The sequence below is a fragment of the Shewanella sp. ENK2 genome, assembly GCF_043568515.1.
Classification (GTDB): Bacteria; Pseudomonadota; Gammaproteobacteria; order Enterobacterales; family Shewanellaceae; genus Shewanella; species Shewanella japonica.
The window spans coordinates 3,355,033-3,381,677 of record NZ_CP171406.1 but is presented as its reverse complement, the minus strand read 5'-3'; the positions used below and the strand labels follow the sequence as shown (position 1 = coordinate 3,381,677).

At 40.0% G+C, this 26,645-nt stretch carries 20 protein-coding genes, 4 pseudogenes and 1 other annotated feature; of the genes and pseudogenes, 10 read left to right on the top strand and 14 right to left on the bottom strand.

Annotated elements, in window-relative coordinates:
- Positions 1-140: 140 nt before the first annotated feature.
- Positions 141-1,576 (bottom strand): annotated as a pseudogene (locus ACGEDC_RS14850) (alanine/glycine:cation symporter family protein).
- Positions 1,577-2,121: 545 nt separating this feature from the next.
- Between ACGEDC_RS14850 and ACGEDC_RS14845 the strand changes: the two are divergent.
- The 5 genes from ACGEDC_RS14845 to ACGEDC_RS14825 all read left to right on the top strand — a co-directional run bounded on the left by ACGEDC_RS14845 (position 2,122) and on the right by ACGEDC_RS14825 (position 9,266).
- Entirely contained in the window at positions 2,122-4,488 is a 2,367-nt protein-coding gene (locus ACGEDC_RS14845) for a phosphoketolase family protein (RefSeq protein ID WP_394494118.1), read from the top strand.
- Positions 4,489-4,849: 361 nt separating this feature from the next.
- Positions 4,850-5,959: an OmpA family protein gene (locus tag ACGEDC_RS14840; protein WP_055025625.1), complete on the top strand. Its 1,110-nt coding sequence runs from the start codon at positions 4,850-4,852 to the stop codon at positions 5,957-5,959.
- 306 nt (positions 5,960-6,265) lie between these two features.
- On the top strand, positions 6,266-7,219 hold the full coding sequence (tal, locus tag ACGEDC_RS14835; protein ID WP_394494115.1) for a transaldolase: 954 nt from the start codon (positions 6,266-6,268) through the stop codon (positions 7,217-7,219).
- 25 nt (positions 7,220-7,244) lie between these two features.
- Entirely contained in the window at positions 7,245-8,882 is a 1,638-nt protein-coding gene (gene pgi, locus ACGEDC_RS14830) for a glucose-6-phosphate isomerase (protein WP_211028484.1), read from the top strand.
- A gap of 198 nt (positions 8,883-9,080) precedes the next feature.
- Entirely contained in the window at positions 9,081-9,266 is a 186-nt protein-coding gene (locus tag ACGEDC_RS14825; protein WP_055025622.1) for a DUF3545 family protein, read from the top strand.
- An 89-nt stretch (positions 9,267-9,355) separates the two neighbouring features.
- Here ACGEDC_RS14825 and ACGEDC_RS14820 read toward each other — a convergent pair.
- The 4 genes and pseudogenes from ACGEDC_RS14820 to thrA form a co-directional block, all read right to left on the bottom strand.
- Positions 9,356-9,888 (bottom strand): annotated as a pseudogene (locus tag ACGEDC_RS14820) (hemerythrin domain-containing protein).
- 217 nt (positions 9,889-10,105) lie between these two features.
- Positions 10,106-11,389 carry a threonine synthase gene (thrC, locus tag ACGEDC_RS14815; protein WP_394494112.1) on the bottom strand — a complete coding sequence of 428 codons (1,284 nt, stop codon included), beginning with the start codon at positions 11,387-11,389 and terminating at the stop codon, positions 10,106-10,108.
- Between the two features lie 29 nt (positions 11,390-11,418).
- Positions 11,419-12,352: pseudogene (thrB, locus tag ACGEDC_RS14810) on the bottom strand (homoserine kinase).
- A pseudogene (thrA, locus tag ACGEDC_RS14805) lies at positions 12,349-14,816 on the bottom strand (bifunctional aspartate kinase/homoserine dehydrogenase I). Before thrA ends, thrB begins: the two co-directional pseudogenes overlap by 4 nt.
- A gap of 754 nt (positions 14,817-15,570) precedes the next feature.
- Here thrA and ACGEDC_RS14800 point away from each other — a divergent pair.
- Both ACGEDC_RS14800 and ACGEDC_RS14795 read left to right on the top strand, forming a co-directional pair.
- Complete coding sequence (locus ACGEDC_RS14800) at positions 15,571-16,128, top strand: FKBP-type peptidyl-prolyl cis-trans isomerase (protein WP_055025618.1); 558 nt, start codon at positions 15,571-15,573, stop codon at positions 16,126-16,128.
- Between the two features lie 224 nt (positions 16,129-16,352).
- Positions 16,353-16,736 (top strand): hypothetical protein, encoded by a 384-nt coding sequence (locus ACGEDC_RS14795; RefSeq protein ID WP_394494110.1) that lies wholly within the window; start codon positions 16,353-16,355, stop codon positions 16,734-16,736.
- Positions 16,737-16,792: 56 nt separating this feature from the next.
- Here ACGEDC_RS14795 and trpR read toward each other — a convergent pair whose 3' ends face one another.
- The gene (trpR, locus tag ACGEDC_RS14790; RefSeq protein WP_055025616.1) at positions 16,793-17,068 is read right to left on the bottom strand and encodes a trp operon repressor; all 276 of its coding nucleotides are present in this window, start codon (positions 17,066-17,068) and stop codon (positions 16,793-16,795) included.
- A gap of 221 nt (positions 17,069-17,289) precedes the next feature.
- On the opposite strand from trpR, the gene ACGEDC_RS14785 reads away from it, so the two are divergent.
- The gene (locus ACGEDC_RS14785; RefSeq protein ID WP_211028493.1) at positions 17,290-17,739 is read left to right on the top strand and encodes a c-type cytochrome; all 450 of its coding nucleotides are present in this window, start codon (positions 17,290-17,292) and stop codon (positions 17,737-17,739) included.
- Between the two features lie 92 nt (positions 17,740-17,831).
- On the opposite strand, the gene ACGEDC_RS14780 is transcribed toward ACGEDC_RS14785, so the two are convergent.
- Entirely contained in the window at positions 17,832-18,512 is a 681-nt protein-coding gene (locus ACGEDC_RS14780; RefSeq protein WP_394498362.1) for a cytochrome b/b6 domain-containing protein, read from the bottom strand.
- A 508-nt stretch (positions 18,513-19,020) separates the two neighbouring features.
- On the opposite strand from ACGEDC_RS14780, the gene hpf reads away from it, so the two are divergent.
- Positions 19,021-19,374: a ribosome hibernation-promoting factor, HPF/YfiA family gene (hpf, locus tag ACGEDC_RS14775; protein WP_055025657.1), complete on the top strand. Its 354-nt coding sequence runs from the start codon at positions 19,021-19,023 to the stop codon at positions 19,372-19,374.
- A 145-nt stretch (positions 19,375-19,519) separates the two neighbouring features.
- Positions 19,520-19,633: a sequence feature (Phe leader region), on the top strand.
- Positions 19,634-19,692: 59 nt separating this feature from the next.
- Positions 19,693-21,648, top strand: coding sequence for a chorismate mutase (locus tag ACGEDC_RS14770; protein ID WP_394494106.1), 1,956 nt, complete (start codon positions 19,693-19,695; stop codon positions 21,646-21,648).
- 144 nt (positions 21,649-21,792) lie between these two features.
- Here the strand turns inward: ACGEDC_RS14770 and ACGEDC_RS14765 are convergent, their stop codons facing one another.
- The 7 genes from ACGEDC_RS14765 to rpsP form a co-directional block, all read right to left on the bottom strand.
- The gene (locus ACGEDC_RS14765; protein WP_055025613.1) at positions 21,793-22,125 is read right to left on the bottom strand and encodes a hypothetical protein; all 333 of its coding nucleotides are present in this window, start codon (positions 22,123-22,125) and stop codon (positions 21,793-21,795) included.
- 119 nt (positions 22,126-22,244) lie between these two features.
- The gene (gene tyrA / locus ACGEDC_RS14760) at positions 22,245-23,384 is read right to left on the bottom strand and encodes a bifunctional chorismate mutase/prephenate dehydrogenase (RefSeq protein WP_055025612.1); all 1,140 of its coding nucleotides are present in this window, start codon (positions 23,382-23,384) and stop codon (positions 22,245-22,247) included.
- 29 nt (positions 23,385-23,413) lie between these two features.
- The gene (locus ACGEDC_RS14755) at positions 23,414-24,490 is read right to left on the bottom strand and encodes a 3-deoxy-7-phosphoheptulonate synthase (RefSeq protein ID WP_065109041.1); all 1,077 of its coding nucleotides are present in this window, start codon (positions 24,488-24,490) and stop codon (positions 23,414-23,416) included.
- Positions 24,491-24,692: 202 nt separating this feature from the next.
- On the bottom strand, positions 24,693-25,046 hold the full coding sequence (gene rplS / locus ACGEDC_RS14750; RefSeq protein WP_055025610.1) for a 50S ribosomal protein L19: 354 nt from the start codon (positions 25,044-25,046) through the stop codon (positions 24,693-24,695).
- Positions 25,047-25,080: 34 nt separating this feature from the next.
- Positions 25,081-25,827, bottom strand: coding sequence for a tRNA (guanosine(37)-N1)-methyltransferase TrmD (gene trmD / locus ACGEDC_RS14745; protein ID WP_055025609.1), 747 nt, complete (start codon positions 25,825-25,827; stop codon positions 25,081-25,083).
- 15 nt (positions 25,828-25,842) lie between these two features.
- Positions 25,843-26,373, bottom strand: coding sequence for a ribosome maturation factor RimM (gene rimM, locus ACGEDC_RS14740; RefSeq protein WP_055025608.1), 531 nt, complete (start codon positions 26,371-26,373; stop codon positions 25,843-25,845).
- A 20-nt stretch (positions 26,374-26,393) separates the two neighbouring features.
- Entirely contained in the window at positions 26,394-26,645 is a 252-nt protein-coding gene (gene rpsP / locus ACGEDC_RS14735; RefSeq protein ID WP_055025607.1) for a 30S ribosomal protein S16, read from the bottom strand.

Sequence of the window (26,645 nt, the reverse complement as noted above, 5' to 3'; positions counted from 1 at the left end):
AAGTACATTCTTTCAATTTACCTCTATGATACTGGGCTAAATAAAAAAACCATGCAATAAATGCATGGTTTTTTAGATTGCGCTAATAGAGTTTAAAAATCCCTAGCGAGGGTCAACTCTGTAGCCAATAACAAAGATGCCTATTTTGATGACTCAGCAGGCTTATTCTTCCAAATGCCGTCTTCTAACTGCTCTGCGAGCTCAGGGAACTTATCAGTATCAAACATCGGCTCTTCACCAGCTTTAATCTGTTGACGATAGTCATTAATCACACGAACAGCTAAACCTGATAATAATAGCAGTGCAATCATATTCACCAATGCCATTAAGCCCATCGACACGTCTGCTAAGTTCCAAACAATATTGATTTTTGCAACGGCGCCAAACATTACCATGCCAAGCACAACTAATCTAAAGATTGGTAATGCACCTTTCTTATTGCCAGATAAGAACATGACGTTAGTTTCAGCGTAAGAATAGTTAGCGATAATTGATGTAAAGCAAAACAGTAAAATAGCAAAAGCAATAAATGCTCCACCCCAGTCACCAACATGCGATGACAGAGCGTTAATGGTTTTAGCAATACCGTCGCCACTCCCAGCTGCATCACCTGACAATAAAATAATTGCCGCAGTAGCTGTACAGATAACGATAGTATCAACGAATACACCCATCATTTGCACAAAGCCTTGCGATGCAGGGTGGTTAGGATTTGGCGATGCGCTTGCCGCAATATTTGCAGCACTACCCATACCAGCTTCATTCGAGAATAATCCGCGCGCAATACCTGCTTGCATTGCTTGTGCAACACTATAAGCAACACCACCAGCAGCGGCTTCTTGCCAACCAAACGCACTGTTAATCACCAACATAAATACTGCAGGTAGTTGTTCGACATTCATCAATACAACCACTAATGCAATGGCGATGTAAGCTAATGCCATAACAGGTACAACAATCTCAGAAACTTTAGCGACTTTTTTAAGGCCCCCATAATCACTAAACCGCTTAATACAGCAATTGCCACACCCACATAAATCGGGTTCAAATCAAATACAGCAGTCATTGCACCAGTAATTGTATTAGCTTGAACTGCATTAAACACTAAACCAAAACAGATTATCAGTAGGATTGAGAATAGAATTCCCATCCAACGTTGGCCAAGTCCTTTCTCCATATAGTAAGAAGGACCACCGCGGTACTGACCGTCGACATCTTTTACTTTATAAACTTGCGCAAGCGTTGACTCAATCATTGCGGTTGCCATACCTAGCATCGCAATTGCCCACATCCAGAAAACTGCGCCGGGACCAGCTGCACCAATTGCGACAGCAACACCTGCCATATTACCGGCGCCGACACGGGCCGCCATACTGGTACAGAAAACTTGGAAAGAAGATAAACCATTGCGACCTGGACGGCGGCTAATGGATAAAATTTTGAGACCATGCGCAAAATGCGTAATTTGGATGAAGCCTAAGCGTACAGTAAAAAATAAACCTGCGCCTACTAGCCCATAAACTAACAATTTACCCCAGAGTAAATCGTTCATGAAATTCACAATCGTTTCTAACATTGCCATTTGCTTAAATTATTCCTTCGAATAACTTTATTTTGTAAAAAGTTGGCTTGTGATTAAGCATCAAAACAAACGCTTCGGACAAAATAAAATTATCGTATTATTTTAATAAGAGCACTCAAGTTCAATTCAGCAGGTATTTCATTTGCTTATCACATTGAATTTCAGTGAGCGAAATATTAGTTATTTATTATTTAGGATTTGATCGAGTTAACTTTACTTTTTTTAGGCACGAATGCCTAGCAAACTTTCTCAATTCTTATCGCTGATTTTTCGGTGCAAAAAATTAGCATAGAAGATCTGAACCAGCAGGTGATCAAGATCACACTTATCTAATTAGCAGCCTTTAGCTGCATCTCAAATAACAATCCTACGCCCTTCACACCCATAAGCTTTAACACAAAACCAACTTTAACCCATTTTAATTATAAAAATATTTAATAAAAAGTTAGACAAAGACCACATTATTGCAACCAAAATAAGAATACAGTGTTCTCATTAAGTATCAAATCAACTTAAATCTTAAAAATACTGAGGTCACTATGACACAAGCAAATGAAATCACTTCGCTGAAAAAATTTGTTAGAGCAACGAACTTCCTTGCCACATCTCAAATCTACCTAAAACAAAATGTATTGTTCAAAAGAGCATTACAGCATGATGATATTAAGCCAAGACTGCTCGGCCATTGGGGCACTTGCCCAGGTATTAACTTCGTATACGCCAACGTCAATCGCCTCATTGTTAAACATCAAAGAGATTTCATCTACTTGGTTGGCCCAGGTCATGGCTTCCCTGCTGTACAAGCTAACCTTTTTGTAGAAGGCTCATTAAGCCACTTTTATCCAGAAACCATTCCTTATAATGAATCTGGCATTGAAGATATTTGTAAAAAATTCTCAGCAGCTTATGGCTACCCTTCTCATGCTAACCCAGAAGCACCAGGTCAAATCCTTGAAGGCGGTGAGTTAGGTTACTCGCTCTCTGTCGCATGGGGCTCAGTGCTTGATAATCCAAATCTTATCGCAGCATGCTTAGTCGGTGATGGTGAATCAGAAACAGGTCCATTAGCTGCATCTTGGTATGCTAACCGACTTGTAGATCCTGCAACCAATGGCGCAGTACTTCCTATTGTTCATATCAACGGTTACAAGATCTCTGGTCCGACTCGCATGGGACGTATGGATCACGAAGAGCTTGATCTTGAGTTTCGTGGCTTAGGTTATCACCCAATTATTGTCGATGATGAGCTTGAAGAAGATGTCTTTGTGCAAATGGCAAATGCAATGGATCTGTCTTATGAAATGATCAATGACATTCAAACTCGCGCAAGAAATGGCGAAGACGTCTGCAAACCACGTTGGCCTGTTATTTTAATGCGTACAGCTAAAGGCTGGACTGGCACTGCAGAACACGGTGGTAAAAAGCTTGAAGGTAACTGTGAGTCGCATCAAGTCATCGTTAATAAATGCGCAACGGATCCAAGCCATCTTAAAGCATTGAATGACTGGCTAGAGAGTTATAAGTTCGATGAGTTATGTGACATCAATGCTGATGGACAAATTAGCTTCGATAAAGATATTCAATCGCTTATACCACCTAAGCACTTATGTTGCGGTAGACAGCATCTAAGTTACGGCGGAGAAGTTGTACGTGCTCTAGCGCAACCTGACTTAAAACAATTGAGCTATGGGCCAGAAACACCACGAGGCACTCGAGGTGTATCTATGTACAAAATGGGTGAATGGATGCGTGATGCGCTCAAATTAAACCGTGATCAACGTAATTTACGTATCTTCAGCCCTGATGAAACCTACTCAAACCAACTTCAAGCTGTATTTGAAGAAACAGACCGTGCTTGGCAATGGCCAATTAAGAGCTGGGATCAAGATATGGCAAGAGACGGTCGTGTCATCGAATTACTGTCAGAAAACTTGTTATTCGGCATGATGCACGGTTATACCGTAACAGGTCGCCATGCAATGTTCCCAACCTATGAAGCCTTCTCACAAGTTGTGTCTTCAATGGCAGATCAATACTGTAAATATGTATATGCAAGCCAAGGGGTTCATTTCCGCAAACCTGTGCCTTCTTGTAACGTTGTGTTGTCTTCTTTATTAGAACGTCAAGACCATAATGGCTACTCTCATCAGAACCCATCCTTTTTAGGGGCAATGTTAGAGAAACACCCTGATATTATTTCAGCATACTTACCTGCAGATGGTAACTCGACTCTAACGTACACAGAGCGCGCTTATGAAGATCGCGATAAGTTAAACATCTTAGTTGCAGGTAAAAAAGAACTACCACAATGGCTATCGTTAGATGAAGCACGTAAGCAAACTCAAGACGGTGTCATGGTTTGGGATTTTGCATCGGATGAGAATCCAGATGTGGTTCTAGCTGGCTGCGGTGATTATGTCACCCAGGAATGTATGGCATCTTTAGTACTTATCCGTGAGCTATTACCTCGAGTTCGCATTCGTTTTGTCAGTGTAACTGAACTCAATAGTAATGGTTTAGGTAGTCGAGACTTCCAAGCTAAACCTTGGATGATGGATGAAATATTTACTGAAGATAAAGGCGTGGTATTTAACTACCATGGTTACCCAAATACCATCAAGAAACTTGTATTTGATTATAAAGGTAGTCGCCGCTTTAGAATTAAAGGCTACGAAGAAGAAGGTTCTACTACGACACCATTTGACATGGGTGTCCGTAATGGCACCTCACGTTATCATTTAGTGATAGATATGGCTTACAAGCTATTCCAACAAGGTGTAATTGATGAAACACAGCACGTCGCCATCACAACCGATATGTTACAACGCTTAGTTGAGCACCGTAACTACATCAAAGCAAATGGTGTAGACCCTCAAGAAATTGAAAACTGGGTGTGGACTCGATAACGGTTAGTAGATAACGATAACTCGACTAGGATATAAAGCGCCATTTGGCGCTTTATATCCTCAAATTTTATTTACCTCACCTCAAATGCGTCACTTCGAGCAAACTACACAATTGTTAAAAAGCACGCCTTACTTGCAACATTCTTACGAACTCCCTCCCCTTAAAACAGCCCAAAAAGCAAAGATTGTTAAATTAATACCAACATTGTTCTTTATTACTATGGAAAACCATTGAAATTACGACGATAATTAGCACGCTGACAAAAACATAATAGGAACACCACATAAGCGTCAGCGACACTTGTATCAAACAAATTATTTACATGTGTTTTGGTGGAGTAAAATAACAATGGACTTATACATGATGAAGAACACATTAAAAGTAGTACTACTCACCTCATTGTTACCTTTTGCTGCTTCAGCAGAGCAAGAGTTAACACCGTGGTATGTCGGTGGTGGTCTTGGTGTTAATAATTACGAACCAAACTGCGATCAAAAAACAATGAAAGTATGTGGTGAAGACGACCCTTATGCATGGGATGTTTTCGGTGGTTACTTATTCAATGATTACTTTGGTGTTGAACTCGGTTACCGTGATTTAGGTCGCGCAGAATGGACTGACTACAGCAACAAACGTAATGATGTTGGCGCTAGAGGCATGGCATTAGGCTTAGTCGGTTTTTATCCATTTGCTGATAAGTGGAGTTTATCGGCTGAAGCTGGTGCGATGAATTACCTTATCTCAAACAAGAAAAACTATAATACTGAATATTATAGTGACAGTGGTATAGCACCATACATAGGTGCAGGTATTGGATATAACTTTACTGAAAACTTAAAGTTACAAGCTAAATATCGCCGCTACGAAAACTTAGATGACGATAAATACAATACCCTTGATATGGAAAGTAATTACTGGGGTCTTGAATTAAGCTATCGTTTCGGTGTTGATAAACCCGCTCCAGCGCCAGTCGTTGCACCGGTTGTTGCTGCACCAATTGATTCTGATAACGATGGCGTGACAGACGATATGGATAAATGTCCAGACACCCCATCGACTCACAAAGTAGATGCCCAAGGTTGTACTATTTATGAAGATGCACCTATTTCATCTCGTATGGAAGGTGTTTATTTTGATAATGATTCTGCAGTATTAAAACCTGAATCATACACTCGTCTAGAAAAAGGCGCTAAATACTTAAAAGATAATCCGCACACAACTGCAGTGATTGAAGGTCATGCATCGTTAGTTGGTAATGCTGATTATAATATGGATTTATCTGAGCGCCGTGCACAAGCTGTTGTTGACGCTTTAGTTGAAAAATACGGCATTGACGCAAGTCGATTAAAAGCCGTTGGTTTTGGTGAAGACAATCCAATTATGGAAGGCACATCACCTGAAGCTAACAAACAAAACCGTCGTATTGATGCTGTAGTAAGTGGTGCTGAGAAACGCCCTGTACTAAAATAAGTACCAAAGCTTAATTAGCCCAAATAAAAGTCGCTGCTTGCAGCGACTTTTTAATTTTGAAAGAAAAGTGACATATTTAAAAACCACAGCAGCAAAGGGATGTTATCGGTAACAATTATTTTTAATCATTATTTATTACCTAAATAGCTAATAAATCAGGTATTAAATAACAAGATTTCATGTCTAGTTGCTCAAAAATTACTTTTTTATGTAATTTTTTTACAAATACAGTTGGAAAATACAGTAAAATCGCTTCTAATAACCGCATTCAACAAAACAACTTTGTTACTTGAGAGGGAAATTTCCATGGCGAACACGTTAGCTCAACTTAAAGCACTGACAACTATTGTTGCAGACACTGGCGACATCGAAGCAATCAAACGTTACCAACCTGAAGATGCGACAACAAACCCTTCTCTGATCTTAAAAGCAGCTCAGATCCCTGAGTACGCACCACTAATTGATGATGCAATTAATTGGGCTAAAGCTCAGTCAAATGAAGTAGCGCAACAAGTAGAAGACGCAGGCGATAAATTAGCAGTTAATATCGGCGTTGAAATTCTTAAAATTGTCCCAGGCCGTATTTCGACAGAAGTTGATGCTCGCCTTTCATTTGATAAAAATGGTTCAATTGAAAAAGCACATAAGTTAATCAAGCTTTATAAAGAAGCTGGTATCGATAAATCTCGTATTCTTATTAAACTTGCGTCAACGTGGGAAGGTATTTGCGCAGCAAAACAACTTGAACAAGAAGGCATCAACTGTAACTTAACTTTACTATTCAGTTTCGCTCAAGCACGTGCATGTGCTGAAGCCGGTGTTTACTTAATCTCACCTTTCGTTGGTCGTATTTTAGATTGGTATAAAAAAGACACGGGTCAAGATTACACTGCTGAGACCGATCCAGGTGTTGTATCAGTAACCGACATTTACAATTACTACAAGCGTCATGGGTATAACACCGTTGTTATGGGCGCAAGCTTCCGTAACATTGGCGAGATCATCGAACTTGCTGGTTGTGACCGCTTAACCATTGGGCCTGCATTACTTGAAGAGCTTGCTAATAGCGATGCAGCTATCACACAAAAGTTAGCACCAGCTACGTCAGTTGAAGCAGCACCAACCCCACTTACTGAAGAACAATTCCGCTGGGAATATAATCAAGATCCAATGGCTGTAGATAAATTAGCAGAAGGCATTCGTAACTTTGCCATTGACCAAGGGAAACTTGAAGTCATGTTAAACGAGAAGCTAGGCTAATTAATTAATCAATGGAGTGATTTGCATGACCCATTTAACTCAGAGTAATACCTGGCAGCAGTTAATTCAAAATGCATCTGTATTGCCTCATATGCGCGAACTTTTTGCTCAAAACCCTCAAAGGTTTGAGCAACTCAGTGTTAAGGACTGTGGTTTATTACTAGATTATTCTAAAAACCGCATTAATGATGAAACCTTATCTTTGCTGTTCAAATTAGCTAAAGAAGCTAACCTAAGCGATAAGATTGCAGCCATGTTTAATGGCGACATTATTAATAACACAGAAGGCCGTGCAGTACTTCATACGGCACTTCGCAGTAAGCCTGAACAGGTAATAATGGCTGAAGGCAAGAATATCGTACCTGAAGTACAGCAGACACTGGCTAAAATGCAGCAGTTTGTTGAATCAGTGCAAGATGGCCACTGGAAGGGTTATACCGGTAAAACCATTACTGATATTGTCAGCATTGGTATTGGCGGCTCCTTTTTAGGTCCAAAAATTGTCTCTCAAGCATTACGCCCGTACTGGGTTAAAGGTCTTAATTGTCATTTTGTTGCCAATGTTGATGCCACCTCTATCTGTGAAAAGTTAAAAGGTTTAGATGCAGAAACAACCCTGTTTGTTATGTCATCTAAATCATTTGGCACTCAAGAAACCTTAACCAACACGCTTAGCGCTAAAGATTGGTTCTTGGCGAATGGTGGCTCGCAGACTGATGTTGCAAAACACTTTGTTGCAGTGACTTCAAACGTCGATAAAGCCACAGAATTCGGTATTGACGCTGAAAACATTTTCCCTATGTGGGACTGGGTTGGCGGTCGTTATTCATTATGGTCAGCAATTGGCTTACCCATTGCCTTGCTAGTCGGCTTCGACAACTTTACACAGTTACTAGACGGTGCTCATCAGATGGATACACATTTTGCTCATACACCACTTGAGCAAAATATGCCTGTCATTATGGGCATGCTATCAGTGTTATATGGCAACTTCCATGATGCGCAGTCTCATGTGGTATTAACCTATGACCATTACCTGCGTGGTTTACCGGCTTACTTCCAGCAACTTGATATGGAAAGTAATGGTAAATCAGTCATGCTAGATGGTACTCAAGTTGACTTTAGTACTGGTCCGGTAATTTGGGGCGGTGAAGGCACCAATGGTCAACATGCTTATCACCAATTACTGCATCAAGGCACTGCACTCATTCCTGCTGACTTTATTATGCCGCTTCAAAGCCATAATCCGTTAGGTGAACATCATAACCAACTTGCTTCTAACTGCTTTGGACAAACCCAAGCATTAATGCAAGGGCGCACGTATGATGAGGCATACGCTGAACTTGCAGAGAAAGATATGCCAGAAGCAGAAAAAAGCCTTATTTCACAGCACAAAGTCATGTCAGGCAATAAGCCTAGCAACACATTATTAATGGATAAGCTAACCCCTACCACTTTAGGTGCTTTAATCGCACTTTATGAGCATAGAACCTTTGTTCAAGGTGCTATTTGGCAAATTAACTCTTTTGATCAATGGGGAGTTGAACTTGGTAAGGTACTTGGAAATGACGTTCTTGATAGGATTGGAGCTGAGAAAGACGCTTCAGAGCTAGATTGTTCGAGTAATGCATTAATTAATTTATATCGACAAGGTCAGATATAAACCCTAAAAAAGCCAGCATAAGCTGGCTTTTTTATTCCCTCTTATTTCTTCACATAGCACAAGTCACTAAATTAGCCAGTAAAGCTTCATTAAATTGTCAGCCCGCATTAACAAAAATGAAACAAAGCTATTGCACAATAGCGATGAAATATGATACTTATTTGCATAGAGACATCATAATAACAAGGGAGGTTTACCATGGATCGTTTAGACTATGGTGGTGCGCTAGACCAAGTTGTTGAAAGACCAACTCGCTCAAAAAGCTCAAACAAAAAACGTAAATGGCGGGAGATAGAAGCGTTAAAGGACAAACAGCGTCTACTCAAAGAACTTCAAGACATTGATACAAGTTTTGATTTTGATTTTGAAACAATGCCATTATAAGCATTAAAACTAATTGAATAGTTATTCATAAATCAAAAAATAAAAAGAGCGCATATAGCGCTCTTTTTTTGTTTCATTTAATTAACATTTCAAACTAAGCCTATGTGCGCTTTTAAATCTTCAAAGATACTTTCATCATTGTCACTAAATAAAGGATCATCCACTAATTGCTTTTCACATTGAGATTTAATCGTATCCCAGTCCTGCGCGGTGAGTTGTTTTGCAAATAAAGGAAACAATTCACTTTCTTCGTAGTGCATATGGCTGCGCTGAATATCGACATAAGCTTGCAAATCTGTCACTAACTTTTCACGAGAAATAACCACATCAGATAGAATAAGATTCAAGCTATACATTAATGCACCAGAATACTCAGCAAGCTTTGTGTGTTCTTCGTGTAGTTGAGTATTACAGGGGCTAGAAAATTGTTTAACAAAGTAATTGTAAGTGATGTCTTCTAAAGGGTGATGACTATGCTCAGCATAGACTTGCATATATTCGACAACATCTCTGATCAACGAAAAGTTAACCGCTTCACCTTGGGAAAGTTTGTGATTTTTTTAGCTAATACATCAAGTAAAACTGCAATATGCTTATGATCATTCATTAGCCTTTTCAATATCATTTTATCCATAACCACAATTCCTTCATGTATATAGATTAATCACACTTCGAGTATTTACAATCTACACTAGTGGTTGAATTCTTGTTATGACGAAGATCATAAAATAAATGATTGTAATAACCCCCTTTAAAAACAATGAAAAAGCATATTCCTGAACAATTTTTACCATAAAAAAAGCACCTTTACGGTGCTTTATAGCTTTAAGCCCTACTCGTTAATTTAAGGTTTTAAATAAGTGTGCTTTTAATTGCTCAAAGTCAGGTGCTAATTCCGCTGACAATATAGGTTTATTAACCACCGCCTCAAGTTCTTTAGGTAAAGGAAGGTTAATATGTAATTGCTCATCCACAACATCCTTAAACTTAGCAGGGTGAGCTGTGCCTAAAAATATGCCTGTTTCGTTAGCCTTAAGCTCATCTGTCAAAGCTTGAGCCGCAATCGCAGCGTGTGGCTCTGATTGGTAGCCTAATTGGTATAAGTCACTTAACGCTTTGGTGGTTTGCAATTCCGTTAACGCTACGCCTGTTATCGATGATAATGGCCACCCCATTGTTTCGCATATTGCTTCAACTCTTGGCCAATTTGATGGTTCAGATACATCCATAGCATTAGACATCGTCGCAACAGTCGCATTTGGCGCCCAATCACCAGCTGATAAATAACGAGGAACGGTATCATTTGAATTAGTTGCAGCGATAAAACGCTTGATAGGTAAGCCCATCGCTTTTGCAAATAACCCAGCAGTTAAATTACCAAAATTACCACTAGGTACTGACACTACAATCTCGTCGTTACCTTTTTGCTTTGCTTGTGCAACCGCTTCAAAGTAATAACAAATCTGTGCTAATAACCGACTGATGTTAATTGAATTAGCCGAGTTTAAATGTAGCCCATCACGAACATCACTATCATCAAATGCTTGTTTTACCAAGGTTTGACAGGCATCAAAATCAGCAGTTACCGCAACAGTATGAATATTGCGTCCCAATGTAGTGAACATTTTTTCTTGTAGCTCACTGATTTTGCCTTTTGGGTACATCACCACAACTTGTACGGCATCTAAGCCATAAAAAGCATCAGCAACTGCCGCGCCGGTATCTCCAGAAGTCGCCGTTAAAATCGTTAACTTTTTATCACCAGCAAGTAAATTAACGCACTGGGCCATAAAGCGTGCACCAAAATCCTTAAATGCTAAGGTTGGTCCATGAAACAATTCTAAACAAGCGCGCTTATCATCAGCAGCAACTAACGGCGCTTCAAAAGTAAATGCATTCTCAACTAACTTATCAACACTTGCTTGACCGATTTCATCAGCGAGCCAAGCGCCCAGCACTTTCTTGCTTCGCTCAACAAAAGGAAGCTGTAGCAGCTCATCAATATTCGATATTGTTGGTATTGATTTAGGGAAAAACAACCCTCTATCCTTTCCAAGTCCAAGTTGTACCGCTTCACTGAAACTGACCACTTGAGAAGGATGTTTTAAATTATATAATTCCATTTTGGTACGCCTATACAATAATAATTGAGTTACACACGACGGGTGCCAGCATCGTCGAGTTGGCGAGACATGGGCAAAACCACCAGCCTGTGATAAATAATGTTTCTCAAGCCACGATTTAGCTTGCTCTGCAACGGCTAAATCATCGGTCACAGAAAATAAAGTCGGCCCACTGCCTGAAATACCTGTTGTTAGCATACCCAGCTCAGCTAATGCCTCTCTTGCTGCTGTATAGCCCGGAATAGCACTGGCACGATACGGCTCAGCCATAACATCTTTTAGCACACTGATGGCTAATGAGGCGTCTTGCTGATAGCTTGCATGAACAAAAGCACTAAGGTTTCTTGCAAAGTCAATCGCCACGGACTTGTCATATTGCTCGGGTAATAGCGCTCGCATTTTAGCCGTCGACAATGAAATCCCTGGATAAGCAACAACCCAATACCATTGTTTAAAGCTAGGGATCGTTGCGCAGACCTGTTGTGGAGTATTCAACATGAGCTGCATTCCACCTAAATAACACGGTGCCACATTATCAAAGTGAACACTGCCAGAAATCATACCTTCAAACTCACCCATTAATAATAACAAGGCTTGCTGGTCAAACGGTTGTTCAAAGTGTTCATTAAGCGCATACAAAGCGGCAACTACTGAACTGGCACTCGAGCCTAATCCACTGCCGACTGGTAAGTTTTTTTCGAGCCTAATAGCAACACCTTGTTGAATAGCTAGCTTTTTAAGAAAAAATTCAGCGCACTGATAGACTATATTGTCTTTTCCATCTGCAGGTAACTTATCTGCCCAAACGCCTGTTTGAGAGTAATGTACACCAGACTCAGCTGACTCAATCATCACCCGGTCACCAAGTAAGCTTCCATCAATTGGAGCAAGTGCAGCCCCAAGTAAGTCATAGCCGACACCGACATTCCCCATAGATGCTGGTGCATAAACTGTTATGCTCATAGCCCAACCTCTCGTGTCCAATTAAGCGTTCTTAATACATCTGCAAATGCGCCTGCAGCTGTTACATCAGTTCCAGCGCCATAGCCTCTTAGCACAAATGGGATAGGCTGATAGTATTGGCTGTAAAATGCTAAGGCGTTTTCGCCGCCTTTAACACTGTAAAGTGGATCACTTGAATCCACTTCAGCAATACGTACATAGCACTTTCCATCTTCAATTTGACCAACATAACGCAGTAACTTACCTGCAGCTTTTGCTGTTTCAACTCGCGCACTCACTTCAGCATCAAGTTTAGGAAGGTTTGCCATAAAGGTGTCGATATCCCCTGATGCATCGAAAGATGCAGGTAATACTGACTCTACGATGACATCATCTAGCTCAAGTTCCATGCCCACTTCACGCGCCAAAATTAAGACTTTTCGTGCGACATCCATACCACTTAAATCTTCACGAGGATCAGGTTCAGTAAAGCACTTTTCACGAGCAATCGACGTGGCTTCAGATAGACTCATGCCTTCATCTAGCATGCCAAAGATATAAGATAATGAACCAGATAATATGCCATTAAATCGTTGCAATTTATCACCTGCAAATAACAGCTTTTTCAAGTTATCAATAACAGGAAGCCCTGCACCGACTGTTGTCTCATATAAAAACTGACGACGTTGCAACAACGCTGTGCTTCGCAATTGTTGATAATATTGATAATCACGAGTGTTGGCTTTTTTATTTGGGGTAACAACATGAAAACCAGCGTTCATTGCATCGACGTATCTGTCTGAAACCAGCTCACTTGAAGTACAATCCACTAACACAGGATTAAGTAATTGCTGCTCTTTACCCCAAGCAAACAAAGCGGGTAGATCATAACTTGTTTGACAATCAGCGAGTAAAGCTTGCCAATGTGTTAAATCAACACCGTCACTGTTTAACAACATTTTACGAGAATTAGCGATGCCACACACTCGCATTGTGATGTGCTGCTCTTTCAGCATTTGAGCTTGTTGGTGAATTTGCGCTAATAAACCCGCTCCCACATTGCCCGCCCCGACGAGGAACACATCGAGATATTGTTGAACATCGAAAAAAGCTTGATGACAAGCTGCAATAGCATGCTTAGTTTTACGTTGTTCAATCACAGTCGAGATTGAACGCTCAGATGAGCCTTGTGCAATCGCTACGATGTTCACACTGGCTTTAGCTAACGCACTAAAGAACTTCGCCGCCGCCCCTTTATGAGTTTTCATGCCATCGCCAATTAATGAAACAATCGCTAAATGTTGTCTTAGCTCGATTGGTTCAAGCAGCTCTGACTGGATTTCTAATTCAAACTCAAGCTCAAGCGCTTGTTTGGCCTTTTCAGCTTCATCTGTATTAACACAAAAACTAATGCTGTATTCAGATGAGCTTTGCGTGATCAAAGAGACTGAAATACCACTGCGAGAGATGGCATCTAATGTCCGACTGGCCATACCAACCATGCCTTTCATTCCCGGGCCAGAGATATTAAACATTGTTTGATCGTCAAGGTTTGAAATAGCCTTAACTTGCAATCCGGTCTTGTCAGTCTCGTTCGATACTAAAGTGCCAGGCGCAGAAGGATTAAAACTGTTTTTGATATAACAAGGGATATGATACTGAGCTATCGGTGCAATGGTTTTAGGGTGCAATACTTTAGCGCCAAAGTACGACAGCTCCATGGCTTCTTGATAACTTAACTGTTCAAGTAACTTAGCATCGGCAACAACACGGGGATCAGTATTATAAACACCATCGACATCAGTCCAAATTTCACAACTTGATGCATCTATACATGCAGCCAAAACTGCAGCTGAATAGTCTGAGCCATTTCGACCTAAAGTGACCGTTTTACCTGACTCATTTGCCGCAGTAAACCCAGGCATAATCCAAACTCTTGCCTCTTCTAAATTTAATGCAGCAAAACGTTGTTTACTTGCTTTAATATCAACAACTGACTCTAAAGGCTTACCATGAGCTAAAAAAGCTGCCGAGGATCAAACTGTGCAGCAGTCAACGATTTAGCCTTCATAACCTGCTCCATTAACGCAGCAGAAAGACGCTCACCCGATACAACAACTTGCGCCCTTACATGGTCAGGACATTCATTCAACAAGGCGATTCCAGTTAATTTATTCTTCCAATCCGCCAGTTGCATAACCAGCTTTTCATCTAAAACTTGTTTCTGCTCAGCAGAAATAAGCGTCTGTGCAGCATTGGAAAATAACCCTATAAACACCTGCTCAATTTGAGTTAACGTCGCGCTGTAGTCCTTACCTTGCTGCGCTAAATCCACTAATTCTAATAGCCCATTTGTTACGGTTGCAGGCGCAGACAAGACTGTTGCAACAGACTCTTGAGCCGATGACTGCTCAATAATATCTGCCGCCATGAGGAAACGTTGCCAATTGGCTAACGAGGTGCCGCCAAACTTCATTACTTTCATTTTATTACTCCATTAACTCGTTAGCTTTAGCTAAATTTATTCATAATTTATGCATAGAAACAAAAAAGCCCGCTTCTTTGTGGGAAGCGGGCTTTCGATAAAATCTTTAGGGTGTACTTAGCCCGCCCCCACAATAGTAATTGTGGTGGTTGTAGTAATAATGGTAGCTACAACATATTGATGGACATTCATTCGAACACTCTACTTATTTAAAATTTGTTTTCTTTTGTACTATTTTTGCTATTAAATTGAAAAAAACAATGCAATTAACACGAGCAAATATGTACTTGTTTTGAATTAATAACAGAATTGCTTTTTTTGCCCTCTGTTGTCAACCCCTAATAAAGCTTTATTTTTAACCGCTTATTCCAGATTGTTCTAATATCGTTGAGAAATAAACTGCTAATGACAGTTTTTATCCGCTAATAATACAAAATCCCGCATAAAACCCCTGTTTACGTAAACGTAACCCCCTGAGTACACAAACATAAAAAAACCTACAAAACAGCTACTTAAACTGTACAAAAAAGGGCGAATAAAGATAAAAGCATGAATAATACGATTACCAGTACTGATTATCCGTCAACTCAACAAAATAAGATGTTTTAACCTCCTCTATCATCAACTTGCTTGAAATTGTTTCATTTTAAACAAATTCAGAAACATGTGATTGAATAAGCAAAAGCAGATACAAATCATCGCACACAAAGTTAAAAAGTATTATCATGCCGCCACATTAAGAATTGGAGTCGATATGAAAATCACAAAACATTCAGCAGTGACTATTCACTACCGCTTAACAGACGCTAATGGCGAACTGATTGAAAGTTCATTTGAAGCAGAACCAATGGTTTACCTTCATGGCACAGAAGGATTAATTCCGGGTCTTGAGGTTGAACTTGAAGGCAAAGTTGCTGGTGATAAATTCGATGCAAATATCCCAACAGAACAAGCTTACGGGGAATACCACGAAGGCCTAAAACAAGAAGTGCCTTTAGAAGCTTTTGGTGATATCGAAGATATCGTTCCAGGTATGCGTTTCATTGCAGAAACAGAAATGGGTCAACGTCCTGTTCAAGTGACAGAAGTAAAAGATACCGTTGTCGTTGTAGACGGCAACCACCCTCTTGCAGGCCAAGCCCTAAACTTCAGTGTCGAAGTGATGGATGTTCGTGAAGCGACAGCTGAAGAAGTGGCTCACGGACATATTCATGCAGCAGGCGGTTGTGGCCATGATCATGCTCATGAACACGAGCAATGTGATACAGAAAAGCCTGGCTGTGATGGCAATGGTGGCTGTGGTTGTCACTAACTCAACAGCGGGTGTGAAGTGCTTAATGCTTAATTCAATGACTTAGGCTCTCAGCACTACGCCAAAAGTTTGAAATCAAAGATACGTTAGCCAATTTCATGGGTAACGTATTTTTTTTAAGTTATTATTTAAGGAGTATAAAAAAACAGCAGTGAGTATCGACAAAGATTATAGCGTTAATTTTTGATACTAGCTGATGATTAATAACAAGCGACGGAGTGCTTATGTTAATTAAACCAATCTATGAAATCCTACCATTAACTTATCTGGTTATTGGGGCTGGAAGTGTTGCCCTATTAAAAGAACCTTATGCCATCATAGCATCGTTACTGGTATATTTTTATGGCGCTCACATTTGGAATCAACGCTCGCGTAACCGCCGAACCGACAGGAAGCGAAAACGTATCGATGGGATTTTACCTGAGAGTATTTATGGTTATTTACCCTTCATTTACATTATGTCTGCGGGACTTATATTTCGATTCCTACCACGAGATTCAGGTGTCGTATTCTCTATCTGTTTATTGACCTACGGTTTATACATTTTACTGCGCCGAATTAGCTACAGGCACCATAAGGTCCCAGTCGTTAAAATGCAGCGTTGGTAATCAAAATCAGATCAAAATTATCCTTACCTTAAAGACCCATTTATCATTAACGAGCCTTACAAAATCATATTACGGATCAATTCACGGTGTTCATTATTCATATTTTTTAGATAATTTGAACATCGTGTAATTGTAGCAATACTGACCTGATAATCTGCTGATATTTGTCGCTGACTGAGTTCACCTTGAAGTAGTAATTGGAAAACTTTTAAACGACCTGCAACGGCACTGCGTTCTTCTTCAGTTAATAGCAATTGAAATAACACATTCAACTCGTCTGAATCAGGATAACTCAACACCTTCTCAATCACGGATTCCCAATTTGCGCGCATATTGCTCTCTTTTAGTAATGCTTCAACAGTACAAAGTGTACCAAGTTTTTCTCGATAGAAATAAAAAATTTTGAATCTTTTTTATAATTGCTAAGTTTTACTTTTTTTACTTACAAATAGACACAAACAACACTCGCACTCAGTTCAAAATTATGTGTAAAATGTGACATGAACCTAGATGACATTTCTTAACCATATAACTAGAAAATAAGAGAAAGCTTATGAAAAGCCAGATATTAGCAATAGCAGTGAGTGCACTACTTATACCAAGTGTCAATGCGCACAACTTTGAAGATGCAGATGACGCGATTGATTATCGTAAATCAGGATTTAGCTTAATCCGTTACCAATTTGCAGACATGGGTGCCATGTTGAAAGGTAAAAAAGATTTCGATCTTAATGTTTTTCAAACTCGTGCAGCAAACCTTGAAGCGTTAGCAAAAATACCACATGAAGGCTTCATTGATGGATCTGACAAGGGCGATACTGAAGCGCTAGCCAAAATCTGGTCAAACAAAGCTGACTTTGATGGCAAAATGACGACTTTCCAAGAGAATGCCGCTAAGTTATCAGTTGCTGCTCAAAGTGGCGATAAAAAACAAATCAAGCAGGCTTTTGGTAATACCGGCAAGAGCTGTAAAGGTTGCCACGATATGTATAAAAAAGATTAATTAATTTAATTAATCAATACAAATTAAAAGCCCACTACTAAAGTGGGCTTTTTGATCTTAACAAATCAATATAAGAATAATTAAGTATCGATTTATAAGAAAGCAACAATAGGTGCAATCAGCCAATACCCAATTACAGCACTTAATATAAGCACTAAGCTGATCGCTAAGATAGATGAAGCCATTTTCGGCGTATTTGGTAACATGCTTAACTCTTCATCTGACAGCTTTTTATTACCAGAAATCATCGCAGAAACTAAATTATTGCCTCTAATGGCATAAATCAATATGACTGAAATATGGAGGATGATACAAGCCAAAATGACGTTAAAATTGACTTTATGCAGCCATGTAAACCAACGACTAACATCTGAAGAAACCATTGAATATAGAGGACCTTCAGTAAATATGTCGTCACTAGAAAATAGACCACTGACCAATTGAAGGCTTAACACGGCCAGCATAAACAATACCATGTAGCCACCTAATGGGTTATGACCAACGACTGGTGAAGTCTTTTTTCCAGTAACATAGGCCATAACTTTTTTAGGGCCTGCAATAAAGTCACTAAAACGGGAAGTTTCACTGCCTATAACACCCCATAACAGCCTAAATATAATCAAAACCATGAAGCTATAGGCACATATTTGATGCCACTCCATTTCTCCACTATCGGCAGTCCACCAAAGTGAAAATAATAACCCAACCGTTAACCAATGGAATAATCGAGTTGGTATGTCCCATACCTTAATTTTCTTTTGTTCTATACTCATATTATTAGTCATCAAAGTTCATAGATTGTTTAGCAGTATAAAGACACTAGACATGCTCTCATAGAGCTCTTGCGTAAAGAAGCGTAATTTTTTATGTCAATTTAACCGCTTATCAACTTATTTAGCCAAGGCTGTACAAACTAGGTGAGTTCCATGCTTGCCCATTCATTTTTACAGTAACATCGGTCAACTATCAGTAAAAAGAGTGACACTCATAAGCAAAGAAAAAGAAGTGATGGAGCAAGAGAGGATTTATGAGGTCATTTTATTATAAAAAGTGGGTCAAAAATGAATCATCACTTGGAGGTGTAAGTCATGTTATCCATTCCAATATGAGCCGATTAAAACAGGAATTCAAGCAATTTTACTGAGTTTTTTACCAAAAACGTCTAAGCGATCAAATATGAATCAAACAGTCTATTATTGGATTAAAAACGTGATTTAGATCACACTTTTTGTTTATAAGCTTGGTAATCTGAACTTAAGCAAACAACAGAAGGTTCGAAATATGCTGAAAATCACTAGCAAGCAACTTGAAGTCACTGCACCAATTCTTGAACGTATTGAAGGACAGTTTGAAAAACTCACACGACACGATATTCAATTAATTAACCCACACGTTATCATCACTCAGGAAAAGCAGATCTTTAAAATTGAGTCTTCTGTAGGCTTGCCAAGTGGAGAATTATTTGCCCAGGCGAAAAACGAGAACCTTTACGCAGCAATTACTGCAATGGGTAAAAAGCTGGAAAAACAGCTAAATCGCCTGACCCACAAACCACAAGCTCAACGTCACGTTTCGCCAATGGCTGAAACCGATAATGATTTTGAGTATGACTACAAGGAGGAAACAGCAGCTTGACGATCAATTTACATAACAACCAAGAGCGCATCCTCGGATGCGCTTTTTTATGTCTTTAGCATTAATAACCTCAGTTTATCGATAATCTTGAGCATAATTTAATTGACACAACCTGCTCTGCACTTTAGTTTTAATGACATGAACAAATTCATTCCAAGCAATTTTATTTTCTTTTTTATTCAGCCCCCACATTGAGGCGGATTTTTTGTGTAAAAACGAAAATGAAATTAGAAGCCTCCCACTTGGGGGGCTTTTTATTAATTTATTCCTGATGCATACGGCAGTAAGTATCTCTAAGCAGTCTTTATAGAGGCAATAATGAAAAAAGCGCCAGAATTAAATCAAACCCGAGAGCAAATCACTGCCCTAGACAAAGAGTTACTATCACTTCTCTCAAAACGAAGAAGTTTAAGCTTGGATGTTGCACGTAGTAAGGAAGTCGATGTCAGACCTATCAGAGATACCAAACGTGAAAAAGAGTTACTTGCAAGACTGGTGCAACAAGGTCGAGAACACGGTTTAGACGCACATTTTGTTATCTCTTTATATCAAAGCATTATCGAAGACTCTGTACTTAATCAGCAAGCATATCTTCACGGTCGTGCTAACCCTGAAATTCAGCAACCCCAATCGACTATTGCGTATCTAGGTGCTCGCGGTTCTTATTCTTATTTAGCTGCCAGTCGTTTTTGCCAGCGCAGACAAGTGGAAATGATTGATTTAGGCTGTCAGAGCTTTGATGAAATCGTAAAATCCGTAGAGCTTGGTCATGCTGACTTAGGTTTTCTGCCTATAGAAAATACTTCATCAGGTTCCATCAATGAAGTTTACGATGTTTTACAACACACATCTCTTTCTATTGTCGGTGAAACCACCATTGAAGTGGGTCATTGCTTATTGACCAAAGACGGAGCAAGCCTAGAAGATATCAAAACAGTATTTGCTCACCCGCAACCCATTAGCCAATGCAGTCACTGGCTATCACAACACCCTAAATTAACCTTGGCATATCGCTCAAGTAGTGCTGAAGCGATGCAAAATGTCATTGATGCTGACGATAATAGCGTTGCTGCTATTGGTAGTGCAGAAGGCGGAGCGCTTTATCAGCTAAGTGCGGCTGAAAACGGTTTAGCAAATCAAAAAATAAATCAAAGCCGTTTTATTGTTGTGGCTAGAAAAGCTGTCGATGTGCCTTCTCAATTACCCGCTAAAACAACCTTGATTATGGCTACAGGACAAAAACCTGGTGCGCTAGTTGAAACGCTACTCGTACTCAAAGCTCATAATATCAATATGAGTAAATTAGAGTCTCGCCCTATTCCTGGAACCCCTTGGGAAGAGATGTTTTATTTAGATGTTGATGCAAACTTAGCAACTGCAGAGCTTCAACAAGCGCTTAAAGAGTTAGAACGCTTAACACGCTTTATTAAAGTGCTAGGTTGTTACCCATGCGAAACGGTAAAACCAACTCAATTAAATAATAGTCAATTACTTATCGAGCCCGTCAGCTCAAAAGAAACCAGTGAAAAAAGCAACACTCTCGATGATGCCCCAAAACATTCAACTTTATATCGCCAGCAAAAAACGGTCATAGAGGTTAAACAATTCAACGTCGGCAAAGGCGAGTTTGCGGCCATTAAACAACTTGATATTCCAATGGCGAATGATGCCTTTGCAGCACAAGTGAAACAAATCAAAGAAACAGGATATCAAGCAGTGTTAATGCTTAATACTGCAACTGAAAGTGTTTCCTTATCTGAGATAAAGCAATACTGTCACTTACTAGACCAAGCAGGCTTAACTAGCGTCGTGGAAGTAAATTCAGTCAGCGAGATTAACGACACGGTGAAAGTAGCTGATATGGTCTACATTTCAGGCAAAGAAATGTATAACGATGAATTATTATGTTCTGCGGGCTCAGTGACAACGCCAGTATTGTTAGAGCGAAATACGATGGCGAGCACCGTTGACTGGCTTGCATCGGCAAACAAAATCCTGACGCAAGGTAATCAGCAATTAATACTCGTTGAAGCTGGTGTAAGAAGCTTTACAACACCAGAGCAATTATCTCTAGACCTTGCAGGTTTAATTGAAGTTATCGCACAAAGCCACTTACCAATACTTGGGAACACTAGTTTTGCAGTTGAAGATAATCTCGTCAGTCAACAAGCTAAAGCGATTAAACAGCTAAGTGCAAACGGACTGATTATAGGCAATAAGCAACTAACCGACACAGCACAACAAACTGAACTTTTACATCAATTGCATCAATAGCAAACTTGTTATTAAAATCTAGCTTCTGTTAGCTTTAGTTAGCTAAATTAACAAACAACAAAAAACCGAACTAAAGAGTTCGGTTTTTTATTTTTAGTCTTACTGTATTTGACCTTACTTTAGGTGCAAGGCTTTAGCCGTTGTTTAGTACATATTCACACTGTCATTTAGCCCTAACCAACCTTTAAAAATACGGTAGCTAAACCAAGTTAAAGCAGCCAAAAAAATCGGGATGCTGAGCCAGAGCAAAGGAATAAAGTAACCAATCAACAATAAAGTGACTAACCCAGTAATACTGTTACGTTGCCAACGTAAATGCGATGACAGCAATGAATGTGTCGCTATATTAGTTTGTGACAGGTTAATCAATAAACTAAAGAAAACAGGCAAAAAGAATAATGGAAATGCGCTCATGAGCGCGTATAAAAAGTGGCCGAGTGATAAATCTTCTGCGGTATAAACCTCAGTCTCTGTCATCAGACTTCACTCCTATTCACGTTAAATTTAAGGGAGTTACTCAGCGTAACTCCCTTATAACCATAATCCTAGTTTCGTCATTTCGCAATATTTAGCTGACTTTTACAACCGAATTGAAACTAATTCGTTTTCATATCATTAACTGACTGCAACATTGCACGACTTTCATGTTGAAATTGTGGAGCAAAATCACCGAACCATTTAGCCACATCTTTAAACTGGGCAACGAAAGCCTCACGATTACCAGTTTGAAGTAATGTCAGCGCATCACGATAATTATCAAGATAATCACTAATCGCAACTTGGCTGCCTTCTTGTGCAAATATTATATCGGCATACAACTCAGGATCTTGAGCAAACAAGCGACCAACCATCGCTAACTCAAGACGGTAAATCGGAGAACTAAACTGCAATAAGCTCTCAATATCAGCCTCTTCTTTACACAGATTCACCCCATAAACAAAACTGGAAAAATGGCGCATTGCTTGAACTAACTGCATGGCTTTATCATGCTTTTCGGCATTTTCATTGACAATTCGAGCACCCCAAATGGTTATTTGCTCAAGTAGCCATTGATAAGACTCCGCTCCACGGCCATCACAAACAACCACAACTTGTTTCGCTAAACTGCCAACATCAGGACCAAACATTGGATGTAAGCCAACTACAGGGCCTTTATGGGCTGCTAACATTGCATTTAACGGTTCAGACTTAATAGATGTTAAATCAGCTAATATGCACTGCTCAGGTAAGTTATTTAATTTGTCTCTGATCAGATCGCATGTAATCTTGATAGGCACAGTGACAATCACCATTCCAGCACCATCAAAAAGTTCATCAGCACGATGCCAATCATCTTTATCTAAGCTTTTAACTTGATAACCAGACAGCGTCAGCATTTGACTAAAAAGCCCACCTAATTGACCTTCGCCACCTACAATAACAATATGACCAAGATCCGTTTTAACTTGCTTGAAACCAACATCCTTCTCATTTAAATAAGACTCACGCATTAAACGACGCAAAATATCTTCAATAAGTTGAGGAGAAATATCCATCTCACTCGCCTCTTTACGGCGTTTAGCCAGCATTGAAGCTTCACGTTGCGGAGCATAAATTGGGACACCTGCAGCATGCTTAACCGTGCCGACTTGCGCAACAAGATCTAAGCGCTTTCGTAGCAAATTCAATAACTGCTTATCTACGCCATCTATTAACTCTCGTAAATTTTCTAAATCTAATGTCGTTTTTTCGTTCATGGTAGTTCAATCTCTGCAGTATTGGTCAACTACTTAGCCGCAAAGCGGGTAGGTAAAATTGCTTTTAATGATTCAGCATTACGACGCAATAATGACTCAGTCGTCGCCCAATTGATACATGAATCTGTGACAGATACGCCATAAGCAAGCTCGGGTAATGGTTTATCGCAAGCTTGATTTCCTTCATTTAAATGGCTTTCTAACATCACACCAATTACAGAGCGGTTTCCGTCGGCGATTTGCTGAAACACATCTTCGCAGACTAAGGTTTGTCTTGTGTAATCTTTAGATGAATTACCATGACTACAGTCAATGATTAATCGTGCATTCAGTTTGGCTTTATGTAATTGCTCTTCACAAACGGCGACACTTTCTGCGTCATAGTTTGGGGTTTTACCACCACGTAAGATAACATGCCCGTCTGGGTTACCTGCCGTTTGCAATAATGATACTTGCCCTTGTTGGTTAATCCCCATAAAGCGATGACTACTGGCAGCTGACTTTAATGCATTAATAGCCACATCTAGTTTGCCATCAGTACCATTTTTGAATCCCACCGGCATAGATAAGCCCGATGCCATTTCACGGTGGGTTTGCGACTCAGTCGTTCTTGCCCCAATAGCAGACCAAGTAACTAACTCTGACATGTATTGCGGGCTAATAGGATCAAGTGCTTCTGTTGCCACAGGCAGTTCAAGCTCTGCAAGCCAAATCATCAGCTCACGCGCCATTCTTAAGCCTTTCTCGACATCAAATGATTCATTCATATCAGGATCATTAATAAGTCCTTTCCAGCCTACTGTAGTGCGAGGTTTTTCGAAGTACACTCGCATTAAGATATAAAATTCACCACTTAACTCATCGTGAAGTTTTTTAAGTTTTAATGCATATTCTTTTGCTGCATCGATGTCATGAATAGAGCAAGGACCTGTCACGATTAGCACACGATTGTCGCGCTTATGAACAATATCCGCCACCGTTTGGCGAGCATCTAAAATATATTGATAAGCATGATCTGATAACGGTAACTCATTTTTTAACTCAGCTGGCGTAACCAACACCTTTTCAGAACTAATGTGGACGTTGTTAATCGTATCTTGTTGCATGCTCTATACTCACTTCTGTTCGTGTTAACTCTATTTAAAATACCACTGTAACGCTACACCATTACAAGATTGAGCTAACTATGCCTTGTTCAAGTTCACTTGGCAACCTAAAAATTTTTAATTTTGACTAATAAAACAAAAACCCGCCATATAGGCGGGTTGTTGTGCGAACACTGCATCTAATTTTTCAAGCGGGTAACTATTACTTAGTTGCCAACTTCTCACGGATACGTGCAGATTTACCTGAACGCTCACGTAGGTAGTAAAGCTTAGCACGACGAACACGACCGCGACGCTTAACTTCGATGCTAGCTACTAGTGGACTGTGAGTTTGGAAACCACGCTCAACACCTTCGCCATTAGAGATTTTACGTACAGTGAATGCAGAGTGAAGACCACGGTTACGCTTAGCGATTACCACACCTTCGAACGCCTGTAGACGCTCTTTTTCACCTTCTTTAACACGTACTTGAACGACTACTGTATCACCAGCACCAAATTCAGGTACGTCAGTTTTCATTTGCTCATCGTTGAGCATTTTAATGATATTGTTCATAACTTACTCCGTTCTAGGATTAACTGAGCTTCGACTAAACAGGCTTGTCTAAATTGTTAACAAACTCTGCTAAAAGAGTCTTTTGTTCGCCAGTCAGAGCTAGATTTTCAAATAATTCTGGTCGTCGTAAAAAAGTCCTACCAAGACTTTGTTGCAACCGCCAGAGTCTAATTTTTTCGTGGTCACCGCTTAACAACACTGCCGGAACACCAACACCATCCAAGTTTTCAGGGCGAGTATAGTGAGGACAATCCAATAAACCATCAGAGAAAGAATCTTGCTCTGCTGATGCTTGCTTACCTAGTACACCAGGTACTAGCCTTGCAACTGAATCAATGAGAGTCATCGCAGGTAATTCTCCGCCCGAAAGCACATAATCACCAATTGACCATTCTTCATCAACTTCAGATTGGATGATACGTTCATCAACACCTTCGTATCGACCACATACCAGTACCAAACTCGATGATTGACTTAACTCACTGACACCTTGCTGATCCAGCTTGCGTCCTTGAGGCGATAAGTAAATCACCTTCGCACCGTCACCTGCAGCTGCTTTCGCAGCATGAATAGCATCGCGTAACGGTTGCACCATCATCAACATACCAGGACCACCACCGTAAGGACGGTCATCAACAGTATTATGTCGATCATGTGTGAAATCACGAGGATTCCATGTTTGCAACTCTAACAGTCCGTTTTTAACGGCTCGACCCGTCACTCCAAAGTCTGTAACAGCACGAAACATCTCAGGAAACAGGGTTACAACCCCTAACCACATATGTTGTACCTCGACTTAAAAGTCTGGATCCCAATCCACTAATATCTGTTTACTTTGCACATTCACCTCAAGGATGAACTGCTCAGGGACAAAGGGAATCATGCGTTCCGCTTTGCCAAAAGCATCTTTAACGTTAGCTTTAACAAGTAACACGTCGTTAGATCCTGTTTCCACGATCTGGTCAACACTACCCATGTCATAGCCTTTAGTGTTTGTCACAGTACAACCAATCAAGTCACGCCAGTAGAATTCATCTTCTGACAAGTCTTTAATTTGGTCATGCTGGATGGCAATCTCACAGTTAGTAAGCAGTTGCGCATCTTCTCGGTTGTTTACGCCTTCAAGACAAGCAACAATTGCTTTACCTTGATAACGCCACTGAGCGACCTTAACTTCACGCCATTCACCTTGTTCTTTAATTAGCCAAGGCGAATAATCAAAAATACCTTCAACAGAATCGGTATAAGAAGTGATTTTCATCCAACCTTTAATACCATGACTAGAACCAATTTTGCCTAGTACGATGGGTTGTTGATTACTACTCATCTATTTATACCTTAACGCTATTAAGCAACAGCTTTACGAGCGTCTTTGATCAACTTTGCTACGCGTTCTGAAGTTGCTGCACCAGTAGCAACCCAGTGATCTACACGGTCTAGATCTAAACGTAAAGTTTCTTCTTGGCCTTTAGCTAAAGGGTTGAAAAAACCAACACGTTCGATGAAACGACCGTCACGAGCATTGCGGCTATCAGCAACAACGATATTGTAAAATGGACGCTTTTTTGCGCCGCCACGAGCTAAACGAATGGTAACCAT

Coding starts and splice junctions, on each gene's coding strand:
- ACGEDC_RS14795 (WP_394494110.1), top strand. CDS start 16,353: ATGTTAATTAAACCAATCTATGAAATCCTACCATTAACTTATCTGGTT.
- ACGEDC_RS14780 (WP_394498362.1), bottom strand. CDS start 18,512: ATGAGTATAGAACAAAAGAAAATTAAGGTATGGGACATACCAACTCGA.
- rpsP (WP_055025607.1), bottom strand. CDS start 26,645: ATGGTTACCATTCGTTTAGCTCGTGGCGGCGCAAAAAAGCGTCCATTT.
- ACGEDC_RS14755 (WP_065109041.1), bottom strand. CDS start 24,490: ATGCAACAAGATACGATTAACAACGTCCACATTAGTTCTGAAAAGGTG.
- pgi (WP_211028484.1), top strand. CDS start 7,245: ATGACCCATTTAACTCAGAGTAATACCTGGCAGCAGTTAATTCAAAAT.
- thrC (WP_394494112.1), bottom strand. CDS start 11,389: ATGGAATTATATAATTTAAAACATCCTTCTCAAGTGGTCAGTTTCAGT.
- ACGEDC_RS14765 (WP_055025613.1), bottom strand. CDS start 22,125: ATGACAGAGACTGAGGTTTATACCGCAGAAGATTTATCACTCGGCCAC.
- trmD (WP_055025609.1), bottom strand. CDS start 25,827: ATGTGGTTAGGGGTTGTAACCCTGTTTCCTGAGATGTTTCGTGCTGTT.
- ACGEDC_RS14840 (WP_055025625.1), top strand. CDS start 4,850: ATGATGAAGAACACATTAAAAGTAGTACTACTCACCTCATTGTTACCT.
- ACGEDC_RS14785 (WP_211028493.1), top strand. CDS start 17,290: ATGAAAAGCCAGATATTAGCAATAGCAGTGAGTGCACTACTTATACCA.
- tyrA (WP_055025612.1), bottom strand. CDS start 23,384: ATGAACGAAAAAACGACATTAGATTTAGAAAATTTACGAGAGTTAATA.
- ACGEDC_RS14845 (WP_394494118.1), top strand. CDS start 2,122: ATGACACAAGCAAATGAAATCACTTCGCTGAAAAAATTTGTTAGAGCA.
- tal (WP_394494115.1), top strand. CDS start 6,266: ATGGCGAACACGTTAGCTCAACTTAAAGCACTGACAACTATTGTTGCA.
- ACGEDC_RS14800 (WP_055025618.1), top strand. CDS start 15,571: ATGAAAATCACAAAACATTCAGCAGTGACTATTCACTACCGCTTAACA.
- ACGEDC_RS14825 (WP_055025622.1), top strand. CDS start 9,081: ATGGATCGTTTAGACTATGGTGGTGCGCTAGACCAAGTTGTTGAAAGA.
- hpf (WP_055025657.1), top strand. CDS start 19,021: ATGCTGAAAATCACTAGCAAGCAACTTGAAGTCACTGCACCAATTCTT.
- trpR (WP_055025616.1), bottom strand. CDS start 17,068: ATGCGCGCAAATTGGGAATCCGTGATTGAGAAGGTGTTGAGTTATCCT.
- rimM (WP_055025608.1), bottom strand. CDS start 26,373: ATGAGTAGTAATCAACAACCCATCGTACTAGGCAAAATTGGTTCTAGT.
- rplS (WP_055025610.1), bottom strand. CDS start 25,046: ATGAACAATATCATTAAAATGCTCAACGATGAGCAAATGAAAACTGAC.
- ACGEDC_RS14770 (WP_394494106.1), top strand. CDS start 19,693: ATGAAAAAAGCGCCAGAATTAAATCAAACCCGAGAGCAAATCACTGCC.